This window comes from Paenibacillus barengoltzii NBRC 101215, assembly GCF_004000745.1.
GTDB lineage: Bacteria > Bacillota > Bacilli > Paenibacillales > Paenibacillaceae > Fontibacillus > Fontibacillus barengoltzii.
Genome location: NZ_BILV01000026.1, coordinates 48,604 through 71,537, shown reverse-complemented (window position 1 = coordinate 71,537; position 22,934 = coordinate 48,604). Strand labels below are relative to the sequence as shown.

The following is a 22,934-nucleotide window of genomic DNA, read 5'->3' as shown; positions in this document are numbered from 1 at the left end:
AATAAGAAATGAACCCGGTTTAATACCGGGTTCATTATAAACGGGCTGATTAAAGTTGCTGCCCACCAGATACTTCAAGACGTGTCCCATTTACCCATCCAAATTCATCTGTACATAAAGATGCAACAACCCCGCCAATATCATCGGCTTCCCCAACTCTGCCTAAAGCAATTTGAGAAGCAATAAATTCGCGCATGTGCTCATTATCTCGCACCGCACCTCCTCCAAAATCGGTTGCAATGGCTCCTGGAGCTACAACATTGACTCGAATCCCCCGTTTACCCCATTCTTTGGCCATATATTTCGTGAGAACTTCAATTGCACCCTTCATGGCTGAGTAAGCCCCAAACCCATCAATAACAAAACGTGTTAGGCCCGTTGAAATATTGATGACTCTTCCATTATCGGAAATGAGCGGGAACAACTTTTGGGAAAGGAAAAATACGCCTTTGACTTGCACGTTCATCAGATTGTCGAATTGCTCCTCCGTCGTTTCCATAATTGGAGCATGAACTCCAAAACCTGCATTGTTAACAAGAATATTGAATTGCTCGCGATCCCATTTTTCTTTTAGCAAAGTGGACAACTGCGATACAAATGTATCGAAAGAGGAAACATTCCCGGCATCCAATTGTAATGCTGCAGCTTTTTGGCCATTGTATTCAATCTCTTTAACGACTTTTTCAGCTTCTTCCTTCTTCGTATAATAACTAATGATGACGTCAATTCCCTTGCGGGAGAGAGCCAATGCAGTATTTCTTCCTAGGCCTCTGCTGCCGCCCGTAACGAGTGCGATCTTCTGTGTTGAATTCATAATGTATTCTCCTTTGGATTGGTTTTATTTTGTCCCACTTGTTATCTTATTGCTCGTGGTCTATAGTGAGTATATTGGTTTGAGTTAACTCTAAGTCAAGGAGGAATTTTTTTGAATTACACCATTCATGAAGTTGCTAATAAATTTGGCCTGTCTACCCATACGCTCCGTTACTATGACAAAGAAGGTCTAATGCCATTTATAGGGAGAACCAAATCCGGTAACCGGGTATTTAGCGAAGCGGATCTCAATTGGGTGAAGATGGTTTGCTGTTTGAAGGATACAGGAATGCAAATTAAAGAAATCAAGCGTTATGCTGACTTATGTCAGCAGGGCATGGATACAATCAACGAACGAAAAGAGATGCTCGTCGAACATCGTAAACAGGTTTTGAAACAGATGGAAGAATTAAAGAAAAACCTGGAACTTATAGATTCTAAGATCGCAATCTATGATGATCCAGAGTTGGCCGAAAAGATGTACGGAGGCCTCGAGAAGTCATGAGTTGAGCGACTGTATCCAAGGTCTGTTCAGAAGTAGTTTACCTTCCCTCAACTAGATACTAATTGCATTGCTCAAAGGATTCCAAACGGGCAGATAGTATGGGGGGAAGTGCCATTCTTGAGGGGTGAGAGCTTTTCGGAGGCTAGAGGCAAAGCGACAGCACAAGTCGAACTCAACTGGATTCGGCAGCAGGAAGAACAATGATCAATGGCGATTTAGATTGCATAACCTTCGAACTGACGCGAACAATGAATTTGCTAAACGAAGTTAGCAGCATTCTGAAATGATGCTAACCGAATGATCGACTCTGTTCTACTTAATTGGATTTGCCATGGAGAACATAGACACCAACTGTTTTTCAGGTACTCTATGGCTTTTTCTAATCACAAGGAAAGAAATCAATTTCTGAAGAACTTTCAAAGTATAAAAAATAAGGATTTGTAATAAATGATCTCTTTTGTTGACCGTCAGCGTAGTAATCACAGGGTAATGCTTGTGGTTGAATGGTCATTTCAGGATTCAAGGATTGAGCGGATGATTGAATTTGAATAGGTGTAATCGCTTGCTCCTCTGCCGAAACTGAGCCGGCAAATCCTACTAGTAGAAAGAAAGTAGAAAAAATTAAAATGGTAAAATTTCTCATAAATTTCACCTCCTCCCAACTATATTATCACTTATTTACATTTATTTGTAAATATAAACTTACAAAAAAAGAAATTAATGGTATAATCTGAATAACAATAAAAATCGGAGGTTAACGTTTGTGAGAAACACGTCGTCCATAAATTTGTCAGCAATCATTGTTCTCATTTTGCTAGCAATCGCTCTTTTATTAAGTGGATGCTTTTACGCATCCCCTGCGACGGAAGAATTCGGGGTAGAAACTACAGTCAAGGAACTATCATCCCCAAAGCTTTTGGGAAGGTTGACGGGAACGGATGGAAATTTGAAAGCACAAAGCTTGATCGAAAATCATTTCAAAAGCCTGGGTCTAAAGCCTTTATTTTCAGATAGCTATTTACAGAGTTATTCCCATACGATGTTTCAACCGGATAAGCAGGAATTCACGCTAAACTTTCATTTAGAGGATGGATCAGTAAGGAGATTAACTTACGGCAAGGACTTTATGGAGCAAAGAGTCAATGAACGGTTTCATACTGTCTCTCCGCTCTCTTTTGATTTGCAAGACTCTCATATAGAACAGAAAATTGCGATAATCGAAGACAGCGCTAAACTCTCTCAAGCCTATGAACACAAACCTCTGGCAATCTTAAAACGAAGTGATACTTTTATGAAGCTCCTGCCTGAACCATCGGATGGTGTTCCGGTTTTACAGATCAGTCCTGATACGGCAGATTGGCTAAATCATCATCGTAAGGAAGTTCGAAATGTTGAAATCGGAATGAAATTACATGCTGAAGAAATTACCGCATCCAATGTTGTAGGATATCTTCCGGGAACACAGAGTGAGGAACATCGGCATGCCATCGTCTTGTCGGCACATTTTGACCATGTGGGTTGGGTAGGAACAGGGAAGGATAAAACGATTTATCAAGGGAGTTTGGACAATGCCTCCGGGGTTAGTGCCTTGCTGCAGCTAGCATCTATATTAAGTACTGTATCCGCGGCAGAATTCGAAAGCGACCTCATTTTTGCGGCCTTTAACGGAGAAGAATCCGGAATGCAGGGAAGTAAAGCATTCGTCAAGCAGTTAAGTGATAAATATGATCATGTGTATAACATTAATATTGACTGTTTGGGACTTAAGAATGGCAACAGAATGCTATTGGTCGGGAACCCATCGAGCCCTTTGCTTTCCGCTTTAAACACTTACATGACGAAACGGGGGATATCGTCAACAACCGAAGGAACCTATGGTGGGAGTGATCATCTTTCATTTTTGGAATCTGGTTTTGAAGCAGTCACCATTACACAGGAAAATATCCAAGGTTTCCATACAACTGACGATACCCCGGATCATCTCGATTTCAAGCTGCTTGATCAATATGTCGAGGTCTTATCCAATTTTATTCTGGAACAAGGGGATTCTCCTGAGTTTGTTCATGGTGATCAAACTGTTCAATCGCAAATCTCTCCACTCATGTCTGAACAACAGGCAACCATGAGTGAGCTGCTAGAACAAGCTGAAAAAGAGCGTGAGAGTTTGCGATTGGGAGAATACAAGCTGATAGGTCCGGATGAACAGCCGCTGTTGGTGATTGGATCGAATGAAACATTCACAGATAAAAGTTCTGCGGAACAAGCTGTGGTGGGCTTGATGTTGCCTGCGAAGATTGGTGAATATGCTTTTGGCTCCGCCATTGTCAACTTAACGTTTCCCAATACGGAGACCAACGATTTTAATGGCACAGAATTAAACAAAGTTTATAAATATAAATCAGAAATCACGACGGAAGATATCGAGGGATTGGGACTGATCTACAAAGACGATCATGGAAGAGGCGTCTCTATATCGATAAGTAAAACGAAATTCGACTTCGAAGGGCAAAACATAAGCGAATCAAAAAAGATATATAACGGTCACGAGTATACCGTCATATATACGCCTGAATATGTCATCTTATCAACCGAAGCAAACGTTCGCGGACAGCAATATTTTCTGCAAATTTATGGGGGGAAAGACCACCAGGTGGGCGGTGAAGGAACGTCGTTTGTGTTTAATTGGACAAGCGAAGACCTGCCGTTGGCGCTAAAATGGACGGATGGGATTGACTGGGGAGCGTTGATAGAAGGCATGGGCATTTAATGGATTCTCTATCCTAAAGAGGCTACCTCTCGGGTCAAAGTTAATGACCTTCTGAGGTAGCAGCTCTATATTGCAGCATGAATCGGCTATGCCAATAAGGCAGGCTGTCGTGGGTGAGTCTGTCGATTTCGGCAATCCATTAGTCATTTCGTAGGTTTGACTAATCTGCTACCCTGTTTATCATTCTTTAATCCGATACTTGCGATTAATGCGACGATCACTGCAATGGTAACCACCAGAAATGAATCGGAGTAGTTTACGACATCTAAACGATACATTGGGTTTAACGGAAAGTTAGCATCTCTCCGTGCATGCAGAAATGCTCCAACGAGGCTAGCTCCTGCTCCTGCCCCAAGATACAGTGCCCCCTGAAAGAATCCCATACCGACTCCAATCATATCCTTCTGAAGAACTTTTACAGCAGAATTCGTAGCGGGTGAATTAACTAAAGCAAAAGCTATTCCCGCCCCCATGACTCCCACTGAACTCATAATGGGGGATGCCCCTGAGGCAAATGTCGACAAGAAAAAAGTAGAACTTCCCATCACGATTAGTCCAGTGAAAATAAGCGATTTGGTCCCAACACGATCCGATATTCGGCCAACCCATGGCGAAAGGAGTGCAACAGCCGCGCCACCTGGTAAAAGTGTTAAACCTGCTTTACCAGGAGTGAGTTGGTTAACTTCCAAATTAAGCAACGGTACGTATACAAGGACCGCAAAATAGGAAAACGCAGATAAAAATGCTACAACCACGGAGCTCACATAGAATTTATTTTTGAATAAGTCCGGTCGTACGAATGGATTTCTTGCCACACCAATACGCCAAATGAATCCAATCATGGAAATAAGGGAACCCAAAAGACTTCCTAATGTAGACAATGAGGTAAAGCCGTTGCTTTCCCCTTGCGTTACCCCCAAAAGGAATAGTCCCACGGCAAGACCTAACAGAGCACCACCTGCCAAATCAAATCCTCGCCCGGCTTCATCTGCAGTTATCGGTTTATTTCCTGGCAGAGCAAAAATAGACCCGACTACAGTGAAGAGTGAGAGGATAAAGGTTATCCAGAATAAAGCAGGCCATCCCCATGTTTGGCCGACAACGCCGCCGAAGATCGGTCCTAAGGCTGTTCCTATACCAATACATCCCGCAATGACTCCTAGTGCGGTGCCGCGTTTCCCTTCTGCAAAAAACTTCGAAACCGCCACAACAGATAAGACCGGTATGGCAGACATTCCAGCTCCTTGAACCATCCGGCCGAGTACTAATACGGGCAGGCTAGGAGCAAGAACGCAGATCAAACTTCCAATGCTCAATACAAAAGTGGCAAAAGTGTACAGCTCTTTGAGTTCAATAAAATCCGACATTCGTCCGTATAGAGGAATACCAATAGCAAGTAGAAGTGTAATTCCAGTCACTACCCAACTCACTTGAACTGTCGAAGCTTGTAAGGATTCGCTAATGAGACCAAGAACAGGGTTCACCATATCCACCGTGATGGCTGCCAATAGGGAAGACAAGACAAGGACCATCATGAATAATTTTGTGGACACCCTATTTTGTACAGATTCATTTTGTTTTGACTTTGTTTTCATTTGGAAAAGCCTCCTAAAATATGTGATTGCTTATTTTAGGAGGCTTTGTCATCTGATTTCTTTACCACGTACATTCACCCTACCCACATGTGACAAAGGTTGGAGATAAAATAATAGACCTGCAGGGGCCGCTATTGTCATTTTAGGTCAGAAAAAAACGGTTTTTACGGAGACGATTTAAAACTTATGACATTATGACATTATTATGAAGCAACTGAGTCTGACAAACAAGAGCACGAATTCATGATAATCGTTAAATCTTAATTTTAATAGCTTCTCTAACACTTTAGCTCGTTGTCTCCATGAATCATTTAAAGATCCATTTTTCATTAGTTTACATCAATTTGTATATTGGAATTACTTCAACCTAAGCTGACAAGCTTAGGCTTTTTTCTACATACAAAACTTATTACGTATATTTAATATATCAAATAAAATGTTCCACAAAAATGAATATAAACGCCATTTAATTCCTAGAAATTTACACATTTTAAGCCTTGTAGGTTGGTTTTACAAAAAATATCTTGGAATTTTTCTTATAGCATATTGAATATATTCATTTATATCGAATATTATTAACACATAGAAAGAAAACGCTTGCAACTAAGGGGGGAGTCTATCGCAAAGTTAGCAGCTTAGGAGTACAAGTCACTAGAATCCATCCAACGAAGCTTTAGGAGGTGAACACAGCATGGGATCCAGCAAATTACGTAAAATTTGGTATTTCCGGCATATTTACTTGTTTTTGCTTCCGGCGATCATTTGGTATTTGATTTTTGCCTATTATCCGATGTACGGCATTTTAATAGCGTTCAAAGATTTCAAATACAATCTGGGTATATTAGGGAGCCCATGGGCTGGCTTTAAGTATTTCGAACAGTTCCTTAACGATTCCAGCTTTTATGATGTCCTCCGCAATACCTTGTCGATCAGCGCGCTTAAGCTGATTTTCGGATTTCCGGCGCCGTTGATTCTGGCTTTGATGCTCAATGCGGTGATGCACGGAAGGCTCAAAAGAGTGTTCCAAACGATTTCTTATTTGCCGCACTTCGTTTCGTGGGTTGTTGTTGTGACTTTGCTGCAAAAAATTCTGTCCCCGAACGTCGGGCTGATTAATGACATCCGGTATCAAATGGGGTTGGAACCGATCTTCTTTATGGGTAAGCCGGAATTGTTCTATCCGTTGGTCGTCATATCCGACATCTGGAAAGGGGTCGGCTGGGGATCGATCATTTACTTGGCTGCGTTAACGAACATTGATCCTCATTTGTATGAGGCGGCGGAAATCGATGGGGCCGGAAGGTGGAGTAAGCTGTTTAAAATTACGCTTCCCAGCTTGACGCCAACGATCGCGATCCTGCTCATTTTCTCGCTCAGCGGCATTCTGAACGCAGGCTTTGACCAGATTTGGCTGATGCAAACCCCGGCGACCTTAAGCGTGTCGGAGATATTAGACACTTATGTGCTGAAGACAGGACTCCAGCAAGGGCAATTAGCTTATTCTACTGCCATCGGTTTATTCAAATCAGCGATCTCACTTGGGCTCATTGTGCTTGTCAACTATATCTCCCGAAAAGTGAGCGAGGTATCGCTATGGTAATAAGCCAACGGCAAGCATGAGGAGGTTGTGCGCATGGGGGCGAAAAGGCTGACGTCGGCGGACCGAATTTACATGGTGCTTAACTATTCGGTGTTGTTTATATTTTGCGCCACGGCGCTGTATCCCTTTATCTATTTCCTTGCCCTTTCGTTTAATGACGGCTACGACGCGATGAAGGGCGGAATCTACTTTTTTCCGAGAGTCTTTACTTTAGAGAATTATGCAAAAGCGTTTACCAATCCATTGATCTTAAATTCGTTTTATGTATCGATCGCCCGAACCGTGATTGTAACGGTTGGTTCGGTATTATTGACGGCTTTGCTAGCCTACGCGCTGTCACGGAAAGGCTTGCCCGGCCGAAAGTATATCGTCTTCTTCTTTTTCTTCACCACATTGTTCAGCGGGGGCTTGATCCCGACCTTTATTCTGTTCCGGCAAATCCACATTCTCAACACGTTTTGGGTATTGGTGCTGCCTTCCCTTTACAGCTTCTTTAACGCGATTATTATGAAAACCTTCTTTGACGGAATTCCTGAAGCTTTGTCCGAGTCGGCCCGGATTGATGGTGCCAGCGAATTATCCGTATTCGCCAGAATCATCCTGCCGCTCTCGATGCCGGTACTGGCGACCATTGCCTTGTTTGTTGGGGTCGGGGTGTGGAATGACTGGTTCACGGGGCAGTTTTTTATCCAAAATGAAAAATTACACCCTGCAGCGACCTTTCTAAACAAAATGATTAGTGAAGCTTCCTTCCAGTCGATGACTTCGTCGTCGGGGAACAGCGGTTCTGCGATTCAGAACATGACCGAATCCCAGCTGGAGCTGCGAGGAGTGACTCCGGAAGCCTTGCGGATGACGTTCGTCATCATCATTACCACACCGATCATTTGTGTATACCCATTTCTTCAGAAGTATTTCGTAAAAGGTGTATTGGTTGGTTCGCTTAAGGAGTAGTTGGTATAAAAGGTGAAGCCTTTTATATAAAAAAATGTTCATTGAAAGGGGAGTAGAGTATGAGCAAGAACGGGTTGAGGAGCGGTTTTATCATCACACTGATCGCTATCCTGCTGACAGCATGCGCAGGGTCAGGCGGGACTAAGGAGGCGAGCACGGTTAACTCGGGTTCGAATGAACCGGGGAACGTGAGTGAGACGGGTGCTGAACAATTTAAGCCTGTCACCTTAACGTACCTCAGCGCCTGGAACGGCGGCGGAGGTGCTTTCCCGCAAGATCAGGAGAATAATCCCGTAGCTCAAAAAATCCGGGAAAAAACCGGGGTCACTTTAAAGATGGAATCGATTACGACCAGCGAAGTAGAGAAATTGAACACCATCTTCGCTTCCGGTACGGTTCCGGATATCGTGAATGCTCCATTCTGGTCAACGACCGGGGGAGAAGGACAAGTTATCAAGAAAGCGGCCATGGAAGGCCAGATTCTGGACTTAACACCTTATCTGGATAAGTATCCGAATGTAAAAAGACTTGTGACAACCGGGATCGCGAAAGACTTTAACGAGTTCGATCTGAACAGCCCGGATTTTGAAGGAAAAACCTATCTCATTCCTACCGAAACTCCAGACGGAACCCCTGAGAGCATTCATAACTGGAACTACGGCCTTTTTGCCCGGGGAGATATTCTGAAGGCACTGAATGTCAAAGCCGAGGAGATCGACACGCAAGAAGAGCTGTATGATCTGCTGGTTAAGATCAGAGACGGCGGATTTAAGGATATTGCCGGCAAGCCGGTTATTCCGGCAGGTACGATGTGGAATGGTTGGGACTATGGCCAATTCCTTGCCGGTTGGTCCGATTACAACATCTCCGACTATCGTGAAGAAGACGGGAAGCTGATCCACTGGACGCAATCCAAGGATCATGAAGAACGGCTGCTCTACATGAGAAAGTTGCTGAACGAAGGGCTGTTTGACCTTGAAGCCTTCAGCAATACGAGCACAACGGCGAACGAAAAGCTGACGACAGGTAAGCTCGCTGTATTCGGTGCGCAACCGATGTTAGCGGAGTTGTCTAAGACGCTGTATAAGACGAATCCGGAAATGCAATACGAGCTGCTTGGCCCGATGAAGAATAAGCGCGGTGAAATTCGGACGCAAGTAGAGAAACCGGGACGTTCCGGCTTCCCTGTCCTGTTCTTAAGCGCGAACATCAAGGACCCTGATGCAGCATTGCGTTACATTGATTACGTAAACAGTGAGGAAGGTCGTTTATTGGCCTACTACGGTATTGAGGGGACGCACTATACGCTGGAAAATGGGATTCCGCAATGGATTCCGGATGTGAAGAAGCAATTTGATGAGAACCCGGATCTGAAGAGAGACGCAGGGCTTAATTTCCTTCCGGGAAGATTCATTGGCGCCTTCTCTGATTCCGTCACTTGGCCGATTCCAGAAGACCAAAAAACGCAGTGGCAAAAACTGGAGGAGAGCTTCTCGGCCAGAATGCCGATCAAGATCATCGACAAGGTTAGCGCGAGCTACCTGGCGAGAGAATGGCCGAAGTATGACGAGTTTATCAATAAGACCAGCAGCTTGAATTTTGACGATGAATTTAAGAAAGCCCTGTTTGCCTCGTCGGATCAAGAAGCTCTAAATATTTTGCATAAAACTCAAGAGAAATTCCGAGATGCAGGCGTAGAGGAAATGGCGGCGTTTGTGGCGCAAAAAGCGGCAGAGCGGGATGATGTAGGGTTCTAAGCCTTACTCATCCTGAAGATGAAGGAGGGAACGAGGATGTTAAACGTGGCGATGTTAAGTAAGTGGCATGTGCATGCAGAGGACTATGCCAGAGTGTTACAGTCCCATGGGAATGTGAAGATTACCGCGGTCTGGGACGAAGAACCTGAACGCGGAAGGGAATGGGCTGCCCGATTGAGTGCGGACTTTGAGGCGGATCTGGACACTCTTTTGCGGCGGGAAGATGTGGATGGGGTAGTGGTGGATGCCCCTACGAGCATGCACGCTGATGTCATGGTGGCTGCGGCGCAAGCCGGCAAGCATATTTTCACCGAGAAAGCGATGGCGCTGACCACGGAGGAATGTGAGCGAATATCGGCAGCGGTACGTGAAGCCGGCGTTAAGTTCTGTATCTCCTTCCCGGCCCGCACGAGACCGCAGGAAATGTTCGCGAAGCAGCTGATCGATGACGGAATCCTAGGGGATGTGACGCTTCTCCGTATTCGGAACGGGCATGACGGGGCATTAAACAATTGGCTGCCGGAGTACTGGTATGATGAGAAGCAAGCCGGCGGCGGGGCGATGATGGATTTAGGGTGTCACCCCATGTATCTCGCCAGCTGGTACTTAGGGAAGCCGAAACGGATCACCTCCATGTTCCATTACTTCACTCAGCGCGCCGTGGAAGATAATGCACAATGCTCCATTGAGTTTGCCAACAACGCGGTTGCCCTGGTCGAAACCAGCCTGGTGACGTATCGAACTCCTTCTGCGCTTGAAATTTACGGTACGGAAGGCACGTTGATCATCTCGGATTCGAACGTGAAAGTCATTTCGAAGCAGTTCGATTCCCCCTTCTCCGGATGGATATCGCCAACACAGCTCCCTGCAGCGCAGCCGCTCCCGATCGTTCAATGGGTGGATGCCTTGCTTGAGGATAAGCCGATGCCGTTCGGACTGGAAGATGGAACGAAATTAACAGAGCTTCTGGAGGCGGCCTATATCGCCCACAAGGAAAATCGAACGGTGGAGTTCAGGTAGCGCGGAGGAGGGGGAAGGATGAGAACGGTAAAAGTAGGGATCATCGGTTGCGGACTCATTGCCAATGACAAGCATATGCCGAGTTTAGCGAAGGTGGACAATGTGCGGATGGTAGCCTTCTGCGACTTGATCCCGGAAAGAGCTGAGGCTGCCGCGAAGAAATTTGGTACGCCGGATGCCAAGGTGTTCACGAATTATAAGGATCTGCTGGCGCTGGAAGAGATCGAGGTTGTACATGTGTTAACCCCCAATAGTTCTCATGCCTCGATTTCCATCGATGCGCTCGAAAGCGGCAAACATGTCATGTGCGAGAAGCCTATGGCGGTCACGGGTGCTGAGGCAAAAGCGATGTATGAAGCTCACTTGCGAAGCGGTAAGAAGCTCACCGTCGGTTACCAGAGTCGATCCAGCGCCAAGAGCCAACTGCTCAAGAAGATGATCCAAAATGGCGAACTGGGAGATATCTATTTCGCCAAAGCGGTGGCTACTCGCAGAAGAGGTGTACCAACCTGGGGCGTGTTCTTGGATAAAGAGAAGCAAGGCGGCGGCCCGATGATCGATATCGGAACTCATTCCCTGGACCTGATCCTCTGGTTAATGGATAATTATGAACCGGAAAGCGTCGTCGGCAGTGTGTTCCATAAGCTGAAATACACCGAAAATGCCGCAAACGAATGGGGCTCTTGGGATCCGAATGAGTTCGAAGTCGAAGACTCCGCGTTTGGCTACGTGAAATTCAAAAATGGAGCTACGGTCATCATCGAAACGAGCTGGGCCTTAAATATTGCGGATGACTCAGGCAATTTGGTGTGCGGCACGAAGGGCGGAGCGGATTTTAACAATCGTAAGCTGCGGATCAATGGCGAACGAGACGGAAGCTTGTTCGTGAATGAAATCGATGTCGATCCTAACGCGAGAGAACTGTTCCGCGGGGAGAAGCTGACCGATTTCGAGTATGAAGCGAAACAATGGATTCATAGCATCGTCAACGACACGGAACCTCTCGTGAAACCGAGGGAAGCGATGATCGTATCTCAGATTTTGGAGGCGGTCTATCAATCCGCGGAAACGGGGAAGATCGTTTATTTTGATCAGGAATAAGTAGTAATAAAAGTCCGTGAGGCGTAAGCTTCGCGGACTTTTTTGATTGGCTGATGTGCCTTATCCATTTCCGTTTACTCTGCGGTACTCTTGGTTATTTTCCATGACGAGGGCGGCAGTGCCGATAAAAAACGCATTTCCGGGGAATTTCGAACGTGCGATCTGGACTTTGCGGCGATTGCCTGCGGCGATGATCCGGTGATTTACCTCCTGCTCAAAATATTGAAACAGCGGGTCCTTGGCAAACCATAAGTCGCCTCCGATAAAAATACATTCCGGGTCATATAGGTGTACGATGTTAATCAGTCCGCTCAAAAGATAATGCTTCATCCGCTCCAATGCAGCGGAACAGATCGCATCACCGGCTTCGGCCTTAATCAGAAGCTGCATCCAATCCATATCGTGCGGCGCGCCGTTCTGATGTGCCCAGTGGAGGGTGGCGCGAACGCTGCTCATCGCCTCCAAACAACCGCGCTGCCCACAAGCGCATAGCTCCCCGTCGGTCTGCACAATCATATGGCCAATAATCGAAGCGAGCCCATTCGTGCCGCTATATAAGCGTTGATCAAGAATCACTCCTCCGCCGATCCCTGCGGTTACCCCCACATACACGAAGTTGCTGTACTGATTCCCGTCTCCGTAATACATCTCTGCCAGGGCGGATACGGCCATATCGTTTTCGATATAAACAGGAAGGTTCCAACGTTCTTTTAACCGTGGAACGATATGGATGATGTCGATATTAAAATCCGGCGGATCGATAATGACGCCTTCCGTCATATTGATCGGGCCGATACTCGCGATCCCGATGCCCCAGACCTTCTCGATGGGGACATTCTGGAGGATGACCTCGCACATGGCTAACAAGCCGCTAATAAAGCTGTCCTCCGTCGTGAATTGCCCGATCGGAACTTGGTTGTGCAGAACGATCGCACCGGTCAGGTTGATTATTCCCACCTGTAAATAGTCCCGCCCCACACTGATGCCCAGCGTAAGCAGGCTGTCGGGCACCACTTCCAACAAGGTCGGTCGCCGTCCTGACGTTGAAGCGCTTGTCCCGCATTCGCGGACAATGCCCTCCTCCAAAAAATCAGCAATCAGCGAAGTGATGGTCATTTTACTTAGCTGCGTTTTTTTGCTCAGCTCGATTCTGGATATTGGACCACATGTAGCAATGGTCTTTAGGATGAGAAACTTATTCGTTTCGATCATATTCTGATGATTTACGCCTCGCATTGCTGCCATCTCCATATGTAAGAATAGGTATTCCTTTACAATTCGAAAGTATATTACTCGTATTATATCACAGTTACATCGGGATCGTACCATAAGAGTTTTTTAAAAGTATCTAATTTGTATCACTAATAGGATGATGAATAGTAAGTGTAGGATATTAATTGCGCTTGGATTAAGTTTTCGTCCCATAACAAAGAAAAAATATTATGATTTAAATTTGCCCATTTTGTATTGACATCCCGTTGAAAGCGGTTTTATAATCCAGTTAGTAAGAGATATTTACTATTTGATATTCCTGTAAGGTGTCGCAGTTTATTAAAGGTTATATAAACCGAGTTCATCAAGAATTCTGCCTATTGCGGGGATACGAATGGAGTGATGAAGTTTGCTATGCGGATAGGAGTGGATATTGGCGGCACGAAGGTCTCATGTGCGCTGGTAGGAGAGGATCAGACCATTCTTTCAAAGGTAAGTTTTGATACAAGGGGGGGACGGCCCTATACGGAGGTGTTGCGTGATATCGCGGATTCCATTTACTCGGTTCTGGACTTAGCTGGAATCCAACTTGATGAGGTTAAGGCGATTGGCCTTGGCTGCCCGGGAATCTTGGATCAGCAAAAGGGAGAAGTGATTTACTCCAACAATATTGCCTGGGAGCATGTCCCGCTAGTCAAAACGCTGCAGAGCTATGTACCCAAGGAAGTTTATATCGACAACGACGCCAATTGCGCTGCATTGGGCGAGTATCTCTGTGGAGCATCCCAAGGAACAAGCTCCTCGGTTACCGTGACGCTGGGCACTGGAGTTGGCGGGGGGATTATCCTTGGCGGGCAAATTCACAGCGGTTTTAATTCAGCGGCTAATGCGATTGGACACAAGGTCATTGTATCCGGGGGCGTACCATGCACCTGCGGGCGACGTGGTTGCTGGGAATCCTACGCTTCGATCACGGCGCTGATTCGGATGGCAGAGGAGATGGCGGCGCAATTTCCGGAGTCCCTACTGGCCGAAGTGAAGAGGCGTTCCGGGCAATTCAACGGGAAGAACATCTTTGATACAGCCAGACTCAACGACTCAGCAGCCTTAAAGCTGCTGGATCAATACTTCTATTATGTGTCAGAGGGGATTATCGACATCATTAATATTTTTCAGCCTGAGATGATTGTGATTGGCGGTGGAATTAGCAGTGAAGGCGACTATCTGTTACAGCCCATCCTTGCTTATGTCAAAAAAGGGGTGTACTGCAAACAAGTTCCGCTGCCGCAAATTACGATTGCCAAACTAAACAATGATGCCGGACTTATTGGCGCAGCTTACTTGCATGGGTATCAGGCAACAGTGGTGAAGCAAGGAATTCAACGCGTTTAGTCTACAAACCCGCTTGATGCACATCGTGCCGCGGGGTCATTGTATAGATCAAACCAAGGGGAGGATAAAACGATGTCTGGCAAAAAAATGATGTCCTTATTTCTTACCATGTTCCTTATGACGGGGATCCTTGCAGCATGTGGTGGCGGGAACGCCGCCGATAACACCTCTGGAAATCCTTCTGGAAACACTTCCGGAAATACCGGAGATACAACTGCTTCCGAGAATCCGCCTGCACAGACTGGCGGAAAAGTAGACTTTTGGCTGGATAAACTGGGCGATGCGGAAAAGGCAGCTCGGCTGGCTGAAGCTTGGAAGAACGATTCGGGGATCGAGATCGAGCTAACCAATTACCCTGATGTAGCAGCCTATCAAACGGCCATCCAACAAACGATTGATGACCCCGGGGCTCCTGGCCTGTTCACCTGGTGGAGCGGCCCGCAATTAGAAACACTGGCCAAAAACGGCAAGCTGGCAGACTTGACTGCGGAATGGGATAACTACATTGCCGATGGTGTTTCCGCAGATATCAAGGACGCTTTCACGGTGGATGGGAAGGTCTACGCAGCGCCTTATAGTCTCCGTTACATGTCTGTGCTCTATAATGTGGAAGTTTTTGAGGCTGCCGGCGTGGCTGTTCCAACGACATTCGAAGAGTTTCTCGAGGCTTGCGAGAAGATCAAAGCCAGCGGTGTCACCCCAATTGGCTTGAAGAACGACTCGTGGGCCAGCTTCATCTGGTTCCAGCAATTGATTGCCGCTTACGATCCGCAGCTCTATATCGATATTTGCAACGGCACCAAGCCTTATACGGATGAAGCTGTGAAGGAAGTGATGACGATCTGGAGAGACATGTTTAATAAAGGCTACTTCGGAGAGCCCATCGTCTACAGTGACCTCCATAAAGAATTTGCGACAGGCGTCGTCGCCATGATGTTGGATGATAGTCCTACCGTAACGGGCTTACAGAACGATTTCGGCATGGAGCCTGGAACGAATGTTGATGCCTTTATCCTGCCGAGCATAAATGGTGCAAAGGGGACGATCTTCTTTGAAGCTTCGCCAATTGTAGTAACTGAGGCTAGCTCCTCCAAAGAACAGGCCCTCGCTGCGCTGCGCGGCTTCTACAAACCGGGTACCCAAACGGTGATGGTGGGTGAACTCGGCATTGCCAACATTAGTTCGATCTCCGTGGAAAATGGGACCATTCAGCGCATTTTGGATATGACCGGAGATTCCTCCAAGTACCAGCTTCTGCTTCGCTTCTATGAGAATACCCCTGAGGATCTGCGCAATACAGCCATTGATGAGCTCTCTCGCTTTATGTACAGCGGCGCGGATATTGACGATGTACTGAATACGATTCAGGCCAAGGCGGATGAAGTATTCGGTTAAATTACGACGGAGTGAGGGGGTTCCTTTGAAGAAGAGCAACATTGCTTGGACGAATTACCTTTATCTGCTGCCGGCGGTTCTGCTGGTTGCCGTATTCTTTGCCACATCCATCGTGTATACCGTTCGTTTGAGTTTCTATGAATATGATGGATTTTCCGCCATGCGGTTCGTGGGCATAGAGAACTATCGCCATCTGTTTCAGGATGCGAACTTCAAAATCTCTCTCATGAACACCGTGATCTGGGTTGTGTTTTCTCTTGTATTTACGTTGGCGCTGCCGCTGCTATTGGCTGTTTTCATTAAGAACAGTTCCTGGGTTGGCGGATTCAAAAATATTTTCTACTATCCCACAGCACTGTCGAGCACCATTGGCGGCATTATCATGGTGGCCATTCTCTCGAAATACGGCATTCCTCAGTTGTTCGGCTTACTGGGATTCAAGAGCTGGGTTCGCGATTGGCTGGCCATCCCGTATGTCAATACGTTCATCATGATTTTGATGGGAACGTGGCAAGGCGTTGGCTTGAACACCATTCTATTCATCACCGGGCTGACCACCATTCCCAGCTCTCCGATTGAAGCCGCCAAGATCGAAGGCGCGCGGACGATTCAGCTATATACGAAGGTGATTTTCCCGCTTCTCCAGCCGACTACGGTGGTGGTGCTGCTCATGTCTCTGGTGAACAGCTTTAAGGTGTTTGATTCAATCTGGGTCATGACAAAAGGGGGGCCTTACCGGACTTCCGAAACGTTAGCGTTGACGATGTACCAGGAGTCCTTTATCCACGGGAAATTTGGTGTCGGTGCGGCAGTCGCTGTGGTGCTCACTGTCATGATCCTGATCGTCTCCTATTTTAATATCCGCAACACCTTCGGAGACACCGACCGGACGGTCTGAGGAAGCGAGAAAGGAGAACCCATCCTATGAAAAAAGTAAGCCGAGGAAGCATCGCCGTAAATACCGTACTGATCATTCTATCCGTTTTTTGGATATTTCCGGCGGTGTTCGCCTTCATCGGGATCTTTAAGAAGAAGCAGGAATATAATCTGGGGAACTTCTGGGATCTGCCGAAGGGAATAAACTTGGCCGAAAATCTAAAAGGGATTGCCAGCGCTTTTGGTATGGTGAAGGGGATGGTCAACAGCTTCCTGTATGCCTCTGTTTCGGCAGGGGCCGCCGTCCTCATCGCCATCCTGGCCGCCTATGCGATCTCCCATCTCAAGATCAAACGGCCGATGTTCTGGTTCCTCTTTATCTACAGCGGAACGATCTTCCCGTTCCAGATCTATTTGATTCCGGTTTACAAGGGACTGACCGCCACGAAGCTGTACGATACCCAACTGGGGATGATTTTGTTCTATACGGCTATCTGCGTCCCCTTCTGCATGTTTGTGCTTCGGAATTATTTTCTTGGCATATCGAAGGAAATTTGTGAATCGGCCAAAATGGATGGCTGTAACAGCCTGCAGATTTTAGGGCATATCTTTGTCCCGATGTCGACCGCCCCGCTGGCTGTGATCTTCCTGACCCAATTCAATTGGGTGTGGAACGAGCTCATGTTTGGACTGACCTTCACGAAATCCCGGGAGATACGTCCGGTGATGGCTGCCATATCCTTAATGGACAAAGCGAATGTACCGGTCATTCTCATGGCCTGCGTGGTCGCATCGATTCCTACGCTGCTGCTGTTTTTCTTGCTGAACAAACATTTTGAAGCTGGCTATGCCTATCAGAGCAAGTAATTCTTAAGGAACGGAGTGGCTTTATGAAACTGTCAAAGAACTGGAAGGTATTCCTCATTCATCATTCACACACCGATATTGGCTACACCGAGCGACAGGACAAAATCATCCATTATCATTGCGATTTTATCAAACAGGCCGTGGATATTCTGAGAGAGATTGACCGCACCGGTAATGAAGCTCGCAAAGGATTTGTGTGGCAGTGCGAAAATCATTGGCAGGTCAAAAACTTCTATGCCCATGCGCCTTCGGACTATATTGCAGATTTTGAAAAATACGTGCGAGAAGGGCGAATTGGCCTTTCTGGCAACTATTTGAATTTAACCGAGCTGGTTAGTCGAGATATTCTTTACGATTGTACGATACAAGCCAAGACGTACGGTGAGCAGATCGGTTATCCCATCCGCAGCGGAATGAGCGCCGATATCAATGGGTTTGCCTGGGGATATGCCGACGTGCTGCAGGAGTGCGGCGTGGAGCGTCTGTTTTCCTGTCTGCATCCCCATCACGGCATGTTCCCGCTCTACAAAAAGCAGACCCCTTTTTACTGGCAAGGGCCGTCTGGGAAGAAGGTACTCGTTTGGAACGGGGAGCATTACCACTTTGGCAATGAGCTTTGCTTCTCACCGCACGCAGCTTCGACCTATATGATTTTTGATGAAATAGGCAAAAAGATTCGTGGCAATCAGCTCTTTACCACCAGCCCCGAGGATACCGAGCAAGTCGAGTTGGCCATTCTCGATGAACGACTGGAGCGTTACCTGCAGAACCTGGAGGCTGAAGGGTATCCCGGTGATTTTGTGCCATTCATGGTTTCGGGAGCGATCACGGACAATGCGCCGCCCAACGTGAAGATCGCGGAACGGGTTGACTTGCTGAACCGGAAGTACGCCGGAACCTTGGAGTTCCAGATGGTAACGCTGGATCAATTTTTTGATCATCTGGAAACAGAATGGAAGGACATTCCGGTCTACCAAGGCGATTGGAACGATTGGTGGGCGGACGGCGTAGGCTCCACTCCGGCGGTTGTCAAGGTGTATCGGGAGGGGCAACGCAAGTACGATCTCTGCAAAAAGCTGGATCCCGATGCCACTTTGGGGGATGCAGAGTTGATGCAGAAAGCGGCGGAAAATCTGATCCTCTACAGCGAGCACACCTGGGGGTATTCCTCCTCCGTATCGGAACCTTGGGAGACTCTGGTGGGGGAACTGGAGCACAAGAAATCGGCTTACGCCATTAATGGCAACACCGAGGTGGCAGATAACCTGGATCGGATATTAGCGAAAAAAGGGGAGGTAGCCATCCGCCAAGATCGGCCGCAGCGCTATCGAATTATCAATCCCCACGACATTTCGCTGGAGACGACTGCCAAAATCTATATTGAGTTTTGGGAGTATGTTGATGGGTTGAACTACAGCCTGGATGTTCCTATCGAAGTGTTTGATTTGACGACTAACGAAGTGATCCCGCACCAGGTGAAAAGAATCGCCCGAGCTTTTGAGATTGAAATTCCGCTCAAGCTGGAACCGAAGGAGGAACGCAACGTTGGGGTGCGTGCAACCGGCCGCTATCAGAATGGAACCTCCCAAAGCCACGCTCATATTGGCGCGGAGGGGGTCGAGGATGTGCTGCAGCCTGGGGCGCTGCGCGAGGATGTGGCCTGCGTGGAGACGGCGTTCTACCGGGTGGAGTTCGATCAAAAGCGGGGAATTACTTCGATAATCGATCGGAAGAGCGGGAAGAATCTGGTTCGGCAGGACGCAGCCTATGCCCCGTTTAGCGGCATTTACGAAGTGACCGATATCCGCACCTCTCCGACAGAGGAGCGTCGGCGGATGGGGCGCAACCGTAAATCGCCGGCAACCCGGCGGTATGAATCTCGTCTGACTGATATCCAGATTGTAGAGAGCGGGCCGTTGTTCGTCTCGCTGCAGCTCGATTACAGCCTGGAGGGCACGCGGTTCTATAAGGTGTTCCTGAAGCTGTACCGGCACATCAACAAAATCGAAGCGATGGTGCGCGTCCACAAGGATAGTGTGTGGGACCCGGAAAACCTTTATGTGTCGTTGCCGTTCACGGCAGGGGATGAAGAGGTGAAGTACGTAGACAAAACCGGCTGCATCCTTCGCCCGGGCATCGATCAGCTGCCTGGCAGCAATATGGAATTTTATATGATCCAGAACGGATTGGTAATGGAAGCCGGCGAACGGCAGGTGCTGGTCGCAGTTAAAGACACGCCGTTGCTGACGTTTGGCCCTCTGGAAGCGAAGCCGATCCAATTATGCGACGGCAACAATTGGGAGCTGAACCGTGGGGAGACCTTCGCTTGGGTCATGAACAACTACTGGGAGACGAACTTCAAAGTCGATTTGGGCGGGTTTTATGAATTTGCGTTTACTCTGTCCAGCCAGGAAAAACAGACCACCGAAGCGGCAATGCGCCTTTGCGAGGCTTATAACGAGGGCTTGCTCGCATTCTACATCTAAATCGTTGAGGAGCATTGGGATATGAACAACACGAAGTACCGCAACTACGACTTGGAGCCGGTAGTGGACATCCCGGGCTGGGATGACCATGCTTTTTCGGGATGGGAAGCCATTCGGGAAGAGCTGAGGCAGCAAATGAAGCAACACCGTGTGTTTGTGTTTGATTGTTATCCGGGCACGGATAAAGAAGAAGTGGCCCGGGAGCTGGCGCTTTTGTCTCCAGCGCGGATGCTGGATTGCGAAACGTGCTTGTTGCCGCCGGAGCAGCTGGAACAGCTTCTTGCTCCCAGTCTTCCGCCGGACCCGGTGTTTGGGGTGATGTTTTACGGCAAGCTGGAGCATTGTTTTGATCCTGCCTCCCTGGATGCATTGCGGGAGGAAATTAAACGATCCGATGGCCCGGTATTTCTTTACGGAACCGGCGCCTCCCTTGTCACCCAAGGGGATTTGCTCGTATACCTCGATTTGCCCCGTTGGGAGATCCAGCTGCGCTATCGCCGGGGAATGACCAACTGGCTGGCTGACAATCCCGATGCGCCTATTCTAGAAAAATATAAACGCGGCTTCTTTGTCGAATGGCGCATCGCGGACCGGCATAAAGCCGAGTTGCTGGGAAGCTTGGATTATCTGATGGAAACCACCAAGCCGGAGCAGCCCAACATGGTTACCGGGAACGCTTTTTGCGCAGCTCTTCAATCGGCGGCTTCGCGGCCGTTCCGTCTGAAGCCCTATTTTGATCCCGGAGTATGGGGCGGGCAGTGGATGCGGGAGAACTTCGGCCTTCCCGATGGACCGCCAAACTATGCTTGGAGCTTCGACGGGGTGCCGGAAGAGAACAGCCTTCAGTTTCGGTTCGGAAACGTTACTATGGAAGTTCCGGCGATGGACCTGGTGCTGTTCTGCCCCCGTGCTTTGTTAGGGGAGCGGGTACACGCTCGCTTCGGAGCGGAATTCCCGATCCGCTTTGATTTGCTGGATACCATGGGGGGCGGGAATTTGTCGCTCCAGGTTCATCCGCTGACCGGATATATCCAGCAGACGTTTGGCATGCACTATACCCAAGATGAGAGTTATTATATTTTGGACGCAGCTGAAGACGGAGAGGCTTTCGTGTATTTGGGACTCAAAGAACAGGTGGACCACGAACGCATGGCGAGCGATCTGTACCGTGCTCAAAGTGGAGAGGCGCCCTTCCCGGCCGAGGAGTATGTGAACAAAATCCCGGTCAAAAAGCATGATCATCTGCTGATTCCTGCAGGGACGATCCACTGCTCAGGCAAGGACACGATGGTGCTGGAGATTAGCGCGACCCCGTATATTTTTACCTTTAAGCTATGGGACTGGGGACGTGTAGGCCTGGATGGTCTTCCTCGACCTACCCATCTGGAGCATGGGCTGAAGAATATCCAATGGGATTGGGACACCGCTTGGGTTAAGGGGAATCTTATTCATCAGGAGGAAGTGCTGGAGGAATCGGAACACCGTAAAGTGGAGCGAACCGGCCTGCATTCCCGGCAATTTATCGAGACCTTCCGGTACACCTTCTCGCAGTCGATCGACATGGAATGTAACGACAGCGTCCAGGTGCTGAATCTCGTAGAAGGCGGGCAAATTACGATCTATAGTAAGACCGACGCTTTTCCTCCATTTGAGGTCCATTACGCCGAGACGGTGATTGTCCCGGCAGCCGTTGGCACTTACTCGATCTGGCCTTCGGGAGTGTCAGAAGGGGAGAAGGTCATGATTATCGTTGCATCGGTTCGTTAGGTTCGCACGAATTAAAAATTGATTATAGTCCGTGAGGCGTAGGCTTCGCGGACTTTTTTTGTTTTTTATCCAAAAATCGGTATCAGATGCGCAGATGCTCTCATACAATGGAACAAATCAAATTATCGATAATCGATAAACGATAATCGAATGGAGACTGAGAAGGATGCCAAGCAATGAAATCGTCCCGTTGGTGAATTCCATCAGCGAACAAATTTATTTAAGTCTAAAGAGCAAAATTCTTACTGGGGAATTGGCTCCCGGAACCCGGCTGCTTGTGCTCGAGATCGCAAGACAATTTCAAGTGAGTCAGGCGCCGGTGCGGGAAGCGCTGGAACGGTTGAAGCAGGAAGGATTAATTACCGGGATTCGGAACAAGGGGTCGGTGGTGTCCAACATAACGTCCAAGGAGATTCGAGATCTGTTCATCCTCCGGGAAATCATCGAGGGCTACGCGGTTCGCACGACGATGCCAACCTTAACGGAGGCGGATTACGAGGAACTGGAAGCGATGATCCAGCGCCTGGAGAAGGCCGTCGAGCAGAATGACACGCTGCAAATTCTCGAGCTAGATATGGATTTTCATGGTTTCTTCTATAAACGTTGTGACAATCAAGCCATCCTGGAGCTATGGAACCATATGCGGACGAAGGTGATGCGCTTCATGGCCATCTCGAATCGGCATCATACGACGGAAATGTTGGCCGATTGGCATCGGCGGCTTATTGATGCCCTCCGGACCGGGGACAGCGAGGCGGCGGAGGCAGCCTTTATCGAGCACATGCACGCTTACAAGTTCATTCATTTGGATTAGGTGCATGCACACG

General features: G+C 47.9%; 18 protein-coding genes. 14 read left to right on the top strand and 4 right to left on the bottom strand.

The features are described from left to right. Positions 1-49: 49 nt before the first annotated feature. A complete protein-coding gene (locus PBA01S_RS09575; RefSeq protein WP_127575867.1) occupies positions 50-814 on the bottom strand; it encodes an SDR family NAD(P)-dependent oxidoreductase in 765 nt (254 codons plus the stop codon). A 111-nt stretch (positions 815-925) separates the two neighbouring features. Here PBA01S_RS09575 and PBA01S_RS09570 point away from each other — a divergent pair, with 111 nt between their 5' ends. Then, positions 926-1,318 (top strand): MerR family transcriptional regulator, encoded by a 393-nt coding sequence (locus PBA01S_RS09570; RefSeq protein ID WP_127575866.1) that lies wholly within the window; start codon positions 926-928, stop codon positions 1,316-1,318. Positions 1,319-1,697: 379 nt separating this feature from the next. Here the strand turns inward: PBA01S_RS09570 and PBA01S_RS09565 are convergent, their stop codons facing one another. Next, on the bottom strand, positions 1,698-1,961 hold the full coding sequence (locus PBA01S_RS09565) for a hypothetical protein (protein ID WP_127575865.1): 264 nt from the start codon (positions 1,959-1,961) through the stop codon (positions 1,698-1,700). Between the two features lie 120 nt (positions 1,962-2,081). Here PBA01S_RS09565 and PBA01S_RS09560 point away from each other — a divergent pair, with 120 nt between their 5' ends. Continuing rightward, a complete protein-coding gene (locus PBA01S_RS09560) occupies positions 2,082-4,085 on the top strand; it encodes a M28 family metallopeptidase (protein WP_016312651.1) in 2,004 nt (667 codons plus the stop codon). Positions 4,086-4,228: 143 nt separating this feature from the next. Here PBA01S_RS09560 and PBA01S_RS09555 read toward each other — a convergent pair whose 3' ends face one another. Next, positions 4,229-5,680 carry an MFS transporter gene (locus PBA01S_RS09555; RefSeq protein WP_127575864.1) on the bottom strand — a complete coding sequence of 484 codons (1,452 nt, stop codon included), beginning with the start codon at positions 5,678-5,680 and terminating at the stop codon, positions 4,229-4,231. A gap of 691 nt (positions 5,681-6,371) precedes the next feature. Here PBA01S_RS09555 and PBA01S_RS09550 point away from each other — a divergent pair. Genes PBA01S_RS09550 through PBA01S_RS09530 form a run of 5 tightly spaced genes read left to right on the top strand, consistent with a single transcriptional unit; the run spans position 6,372 to position 12,112 of the window. Then, the gene (locus tag PBA01S_RS09550) at positions 6,372-7,280 is read left to right on the top strand and encodes an ABC transporter permease (protein WP_016312649.1); all 909 of its coding nucleotides are present in this window, start codon (positions 6,372-6,374) and stop codon (positions 7,278-7,280) included. A 33-nt stretch (positions 7,281-7,313) separates the two neighbouring features. After that, positions 7,314-8,234, top strand: coding sequence for a carbohydrate ABC transporter permease (locus tag PBA01S_RS09545; RefSeq protein ID WP_028537984.1), 921 nt, complete (start codon positions 7,314-7,316; stop codon positions 8,232-8,234). A gap of 59 nt (positions 8,235-8,293) precedes the next feature. Continuing rightward, a complete protein-coding gene (locus PBA01S_RS09540; protein WP_255315323.1) occupies positions 8,294-9,991 on the top strand; it encodes an extracellular solute-binding protein in 1,698 nt (565 codons plus the stop codon). Between the two features lie 36 nt (positions 9,992-10,027). Continuing rightward, complete coding sequence (locus PBA01S_RS09535; RefSeq protein WP_127575863.1) at positions 10,028-11,011, top strand: Gfo/Idh/MocA family protein; 984 nt, start codon at positions 10,028-10,030, stop codon at positions 11,009-11,011. Positions 11,012-11,029: 18 nt separating this feature from the next. Then, complete coding sequence (locus tag PBA01S_RS09530; protein WP_127575862.1) at positions 11,030-12,112, top strand: Gfo/Idh/MocA family protein; 1,083 nt, start codon at positions 11,030-11,032, stop codon at positions 12,110-12,112. A gap of 60 nt (positions 12,113-12,172) precedes the next feature. Here PBA01S_RS09530 and PBA01S_RS09525 read toward each other — a convergent pair whose 3' ends face one another. Beyond that, a complete protein-coding gene (locus PBA01S_RS09525; protein WP_164744135.1) occupies positions 12,173-13,348 on the bottom strand; it encodes an ROK family transcriptional regulator in 1,176 nt (391 codons plus the stop codon). A 378-nt stretch (positions 13,349-13,726) separates the two neighbouring features. On the opposite strand from PBA01S_RS09525, the gene PBA01S_RS09520 reads away from it, so the two are divergent. The 7 genes from PBA01S_RS09520 to PBA01S_RS09490 all read left to right on the top strand — a co-directional run bounded on the left by PBA01S_RS09520 (position 13,727) and on the right by PBA01S_RS09490 (position 22,921). Then, complete coding sequence (locus tag PBA01S_RS09520) at positions 13,727-14,716, top strand: ROK family protein (protein WP_127575860.1); 990 nt, start codon at positions 13,727-13,729, stop codon at positions 14,714-14,716. A 72-nt stretch (positions 14,717-14,788) separates the two neighbouring features. Continuing rightward, the gene (locus PBA01S_RS09515; RefSeq protein ID WP_028537976.1) at positions 14,789-16,111 is read left to right on the top strand and encodes an ABC transporter substrate-binding protein; all 1,323 of its coding nucleotides are present in this window, start codon (positions 14,789-14,791) and stop codon (positions 16,109-16,111) included. A 25-nt stretch (positions 16,112-16,136) separates the two neighbouring features. Beyond that, positions 16,137-17,009 (top strand): carbohydrate ABC transporter permease, encoded by an 873-nt coding sequence (locus PBA01S_RS09510; RefSeq protein WP_028537975.1) that lies wholly within the window; start codon positions 16,137-16,139, stop codon positions 17,007-17,009. A gap of 26 nt (positions 17,010-17,035) precedes the next feature. Next, a complete protein-coding gene (locus PBA01S_RS09505) occupies positions 17,036-17,854 on the top strand; it encodes a carbohydrate ABC transporter permease (protein WP_028537974.1) in 819 nt (272 codons plus the stop codon). Positions 17,855-17,877: 23 nt separating this feature from the next. Next, positions 17,878-20,340 (top strand): glycoside hydrolase family 38 N-terminal domain-containing protein, encoded by a 2,463-nt coding sequence (locus PBA01S_RS09500; RefSeq protein WP_127575859.1) that lies wholly within the window; start codon positions 17,878-17,880, stop codon positions 20,338-20,340. Positions 20,341-20,361: 21 nt separating this feature from the next. Continuing rightward, positions 20,362-22,107 carry a class I mannose-6-phosphate isomerase gene (locus PBA01S_RS09495; protein ID WP_127575858.1) on the top strand — a complete coding sequence of 582 codons (1,746 nt, stop codon included), beginning with the start codon at positions 20,362-20,364 and terminating at the stop codon, positions 22,105-22,107. Between the two features lie 166 nt (positions 22,108-22,273). Next, positions 22,274-22,921, top strand: coding sequence for a GntR family transcriptional regulator (locus PBA01S_RS09490; protein WP_028537971.1), 648 nt, complete (start codon positions 22,274-22,276; stop codon positions 22,919-22,921). Positions 22,922-22,934: the final 13 nt, after the last annotated feature.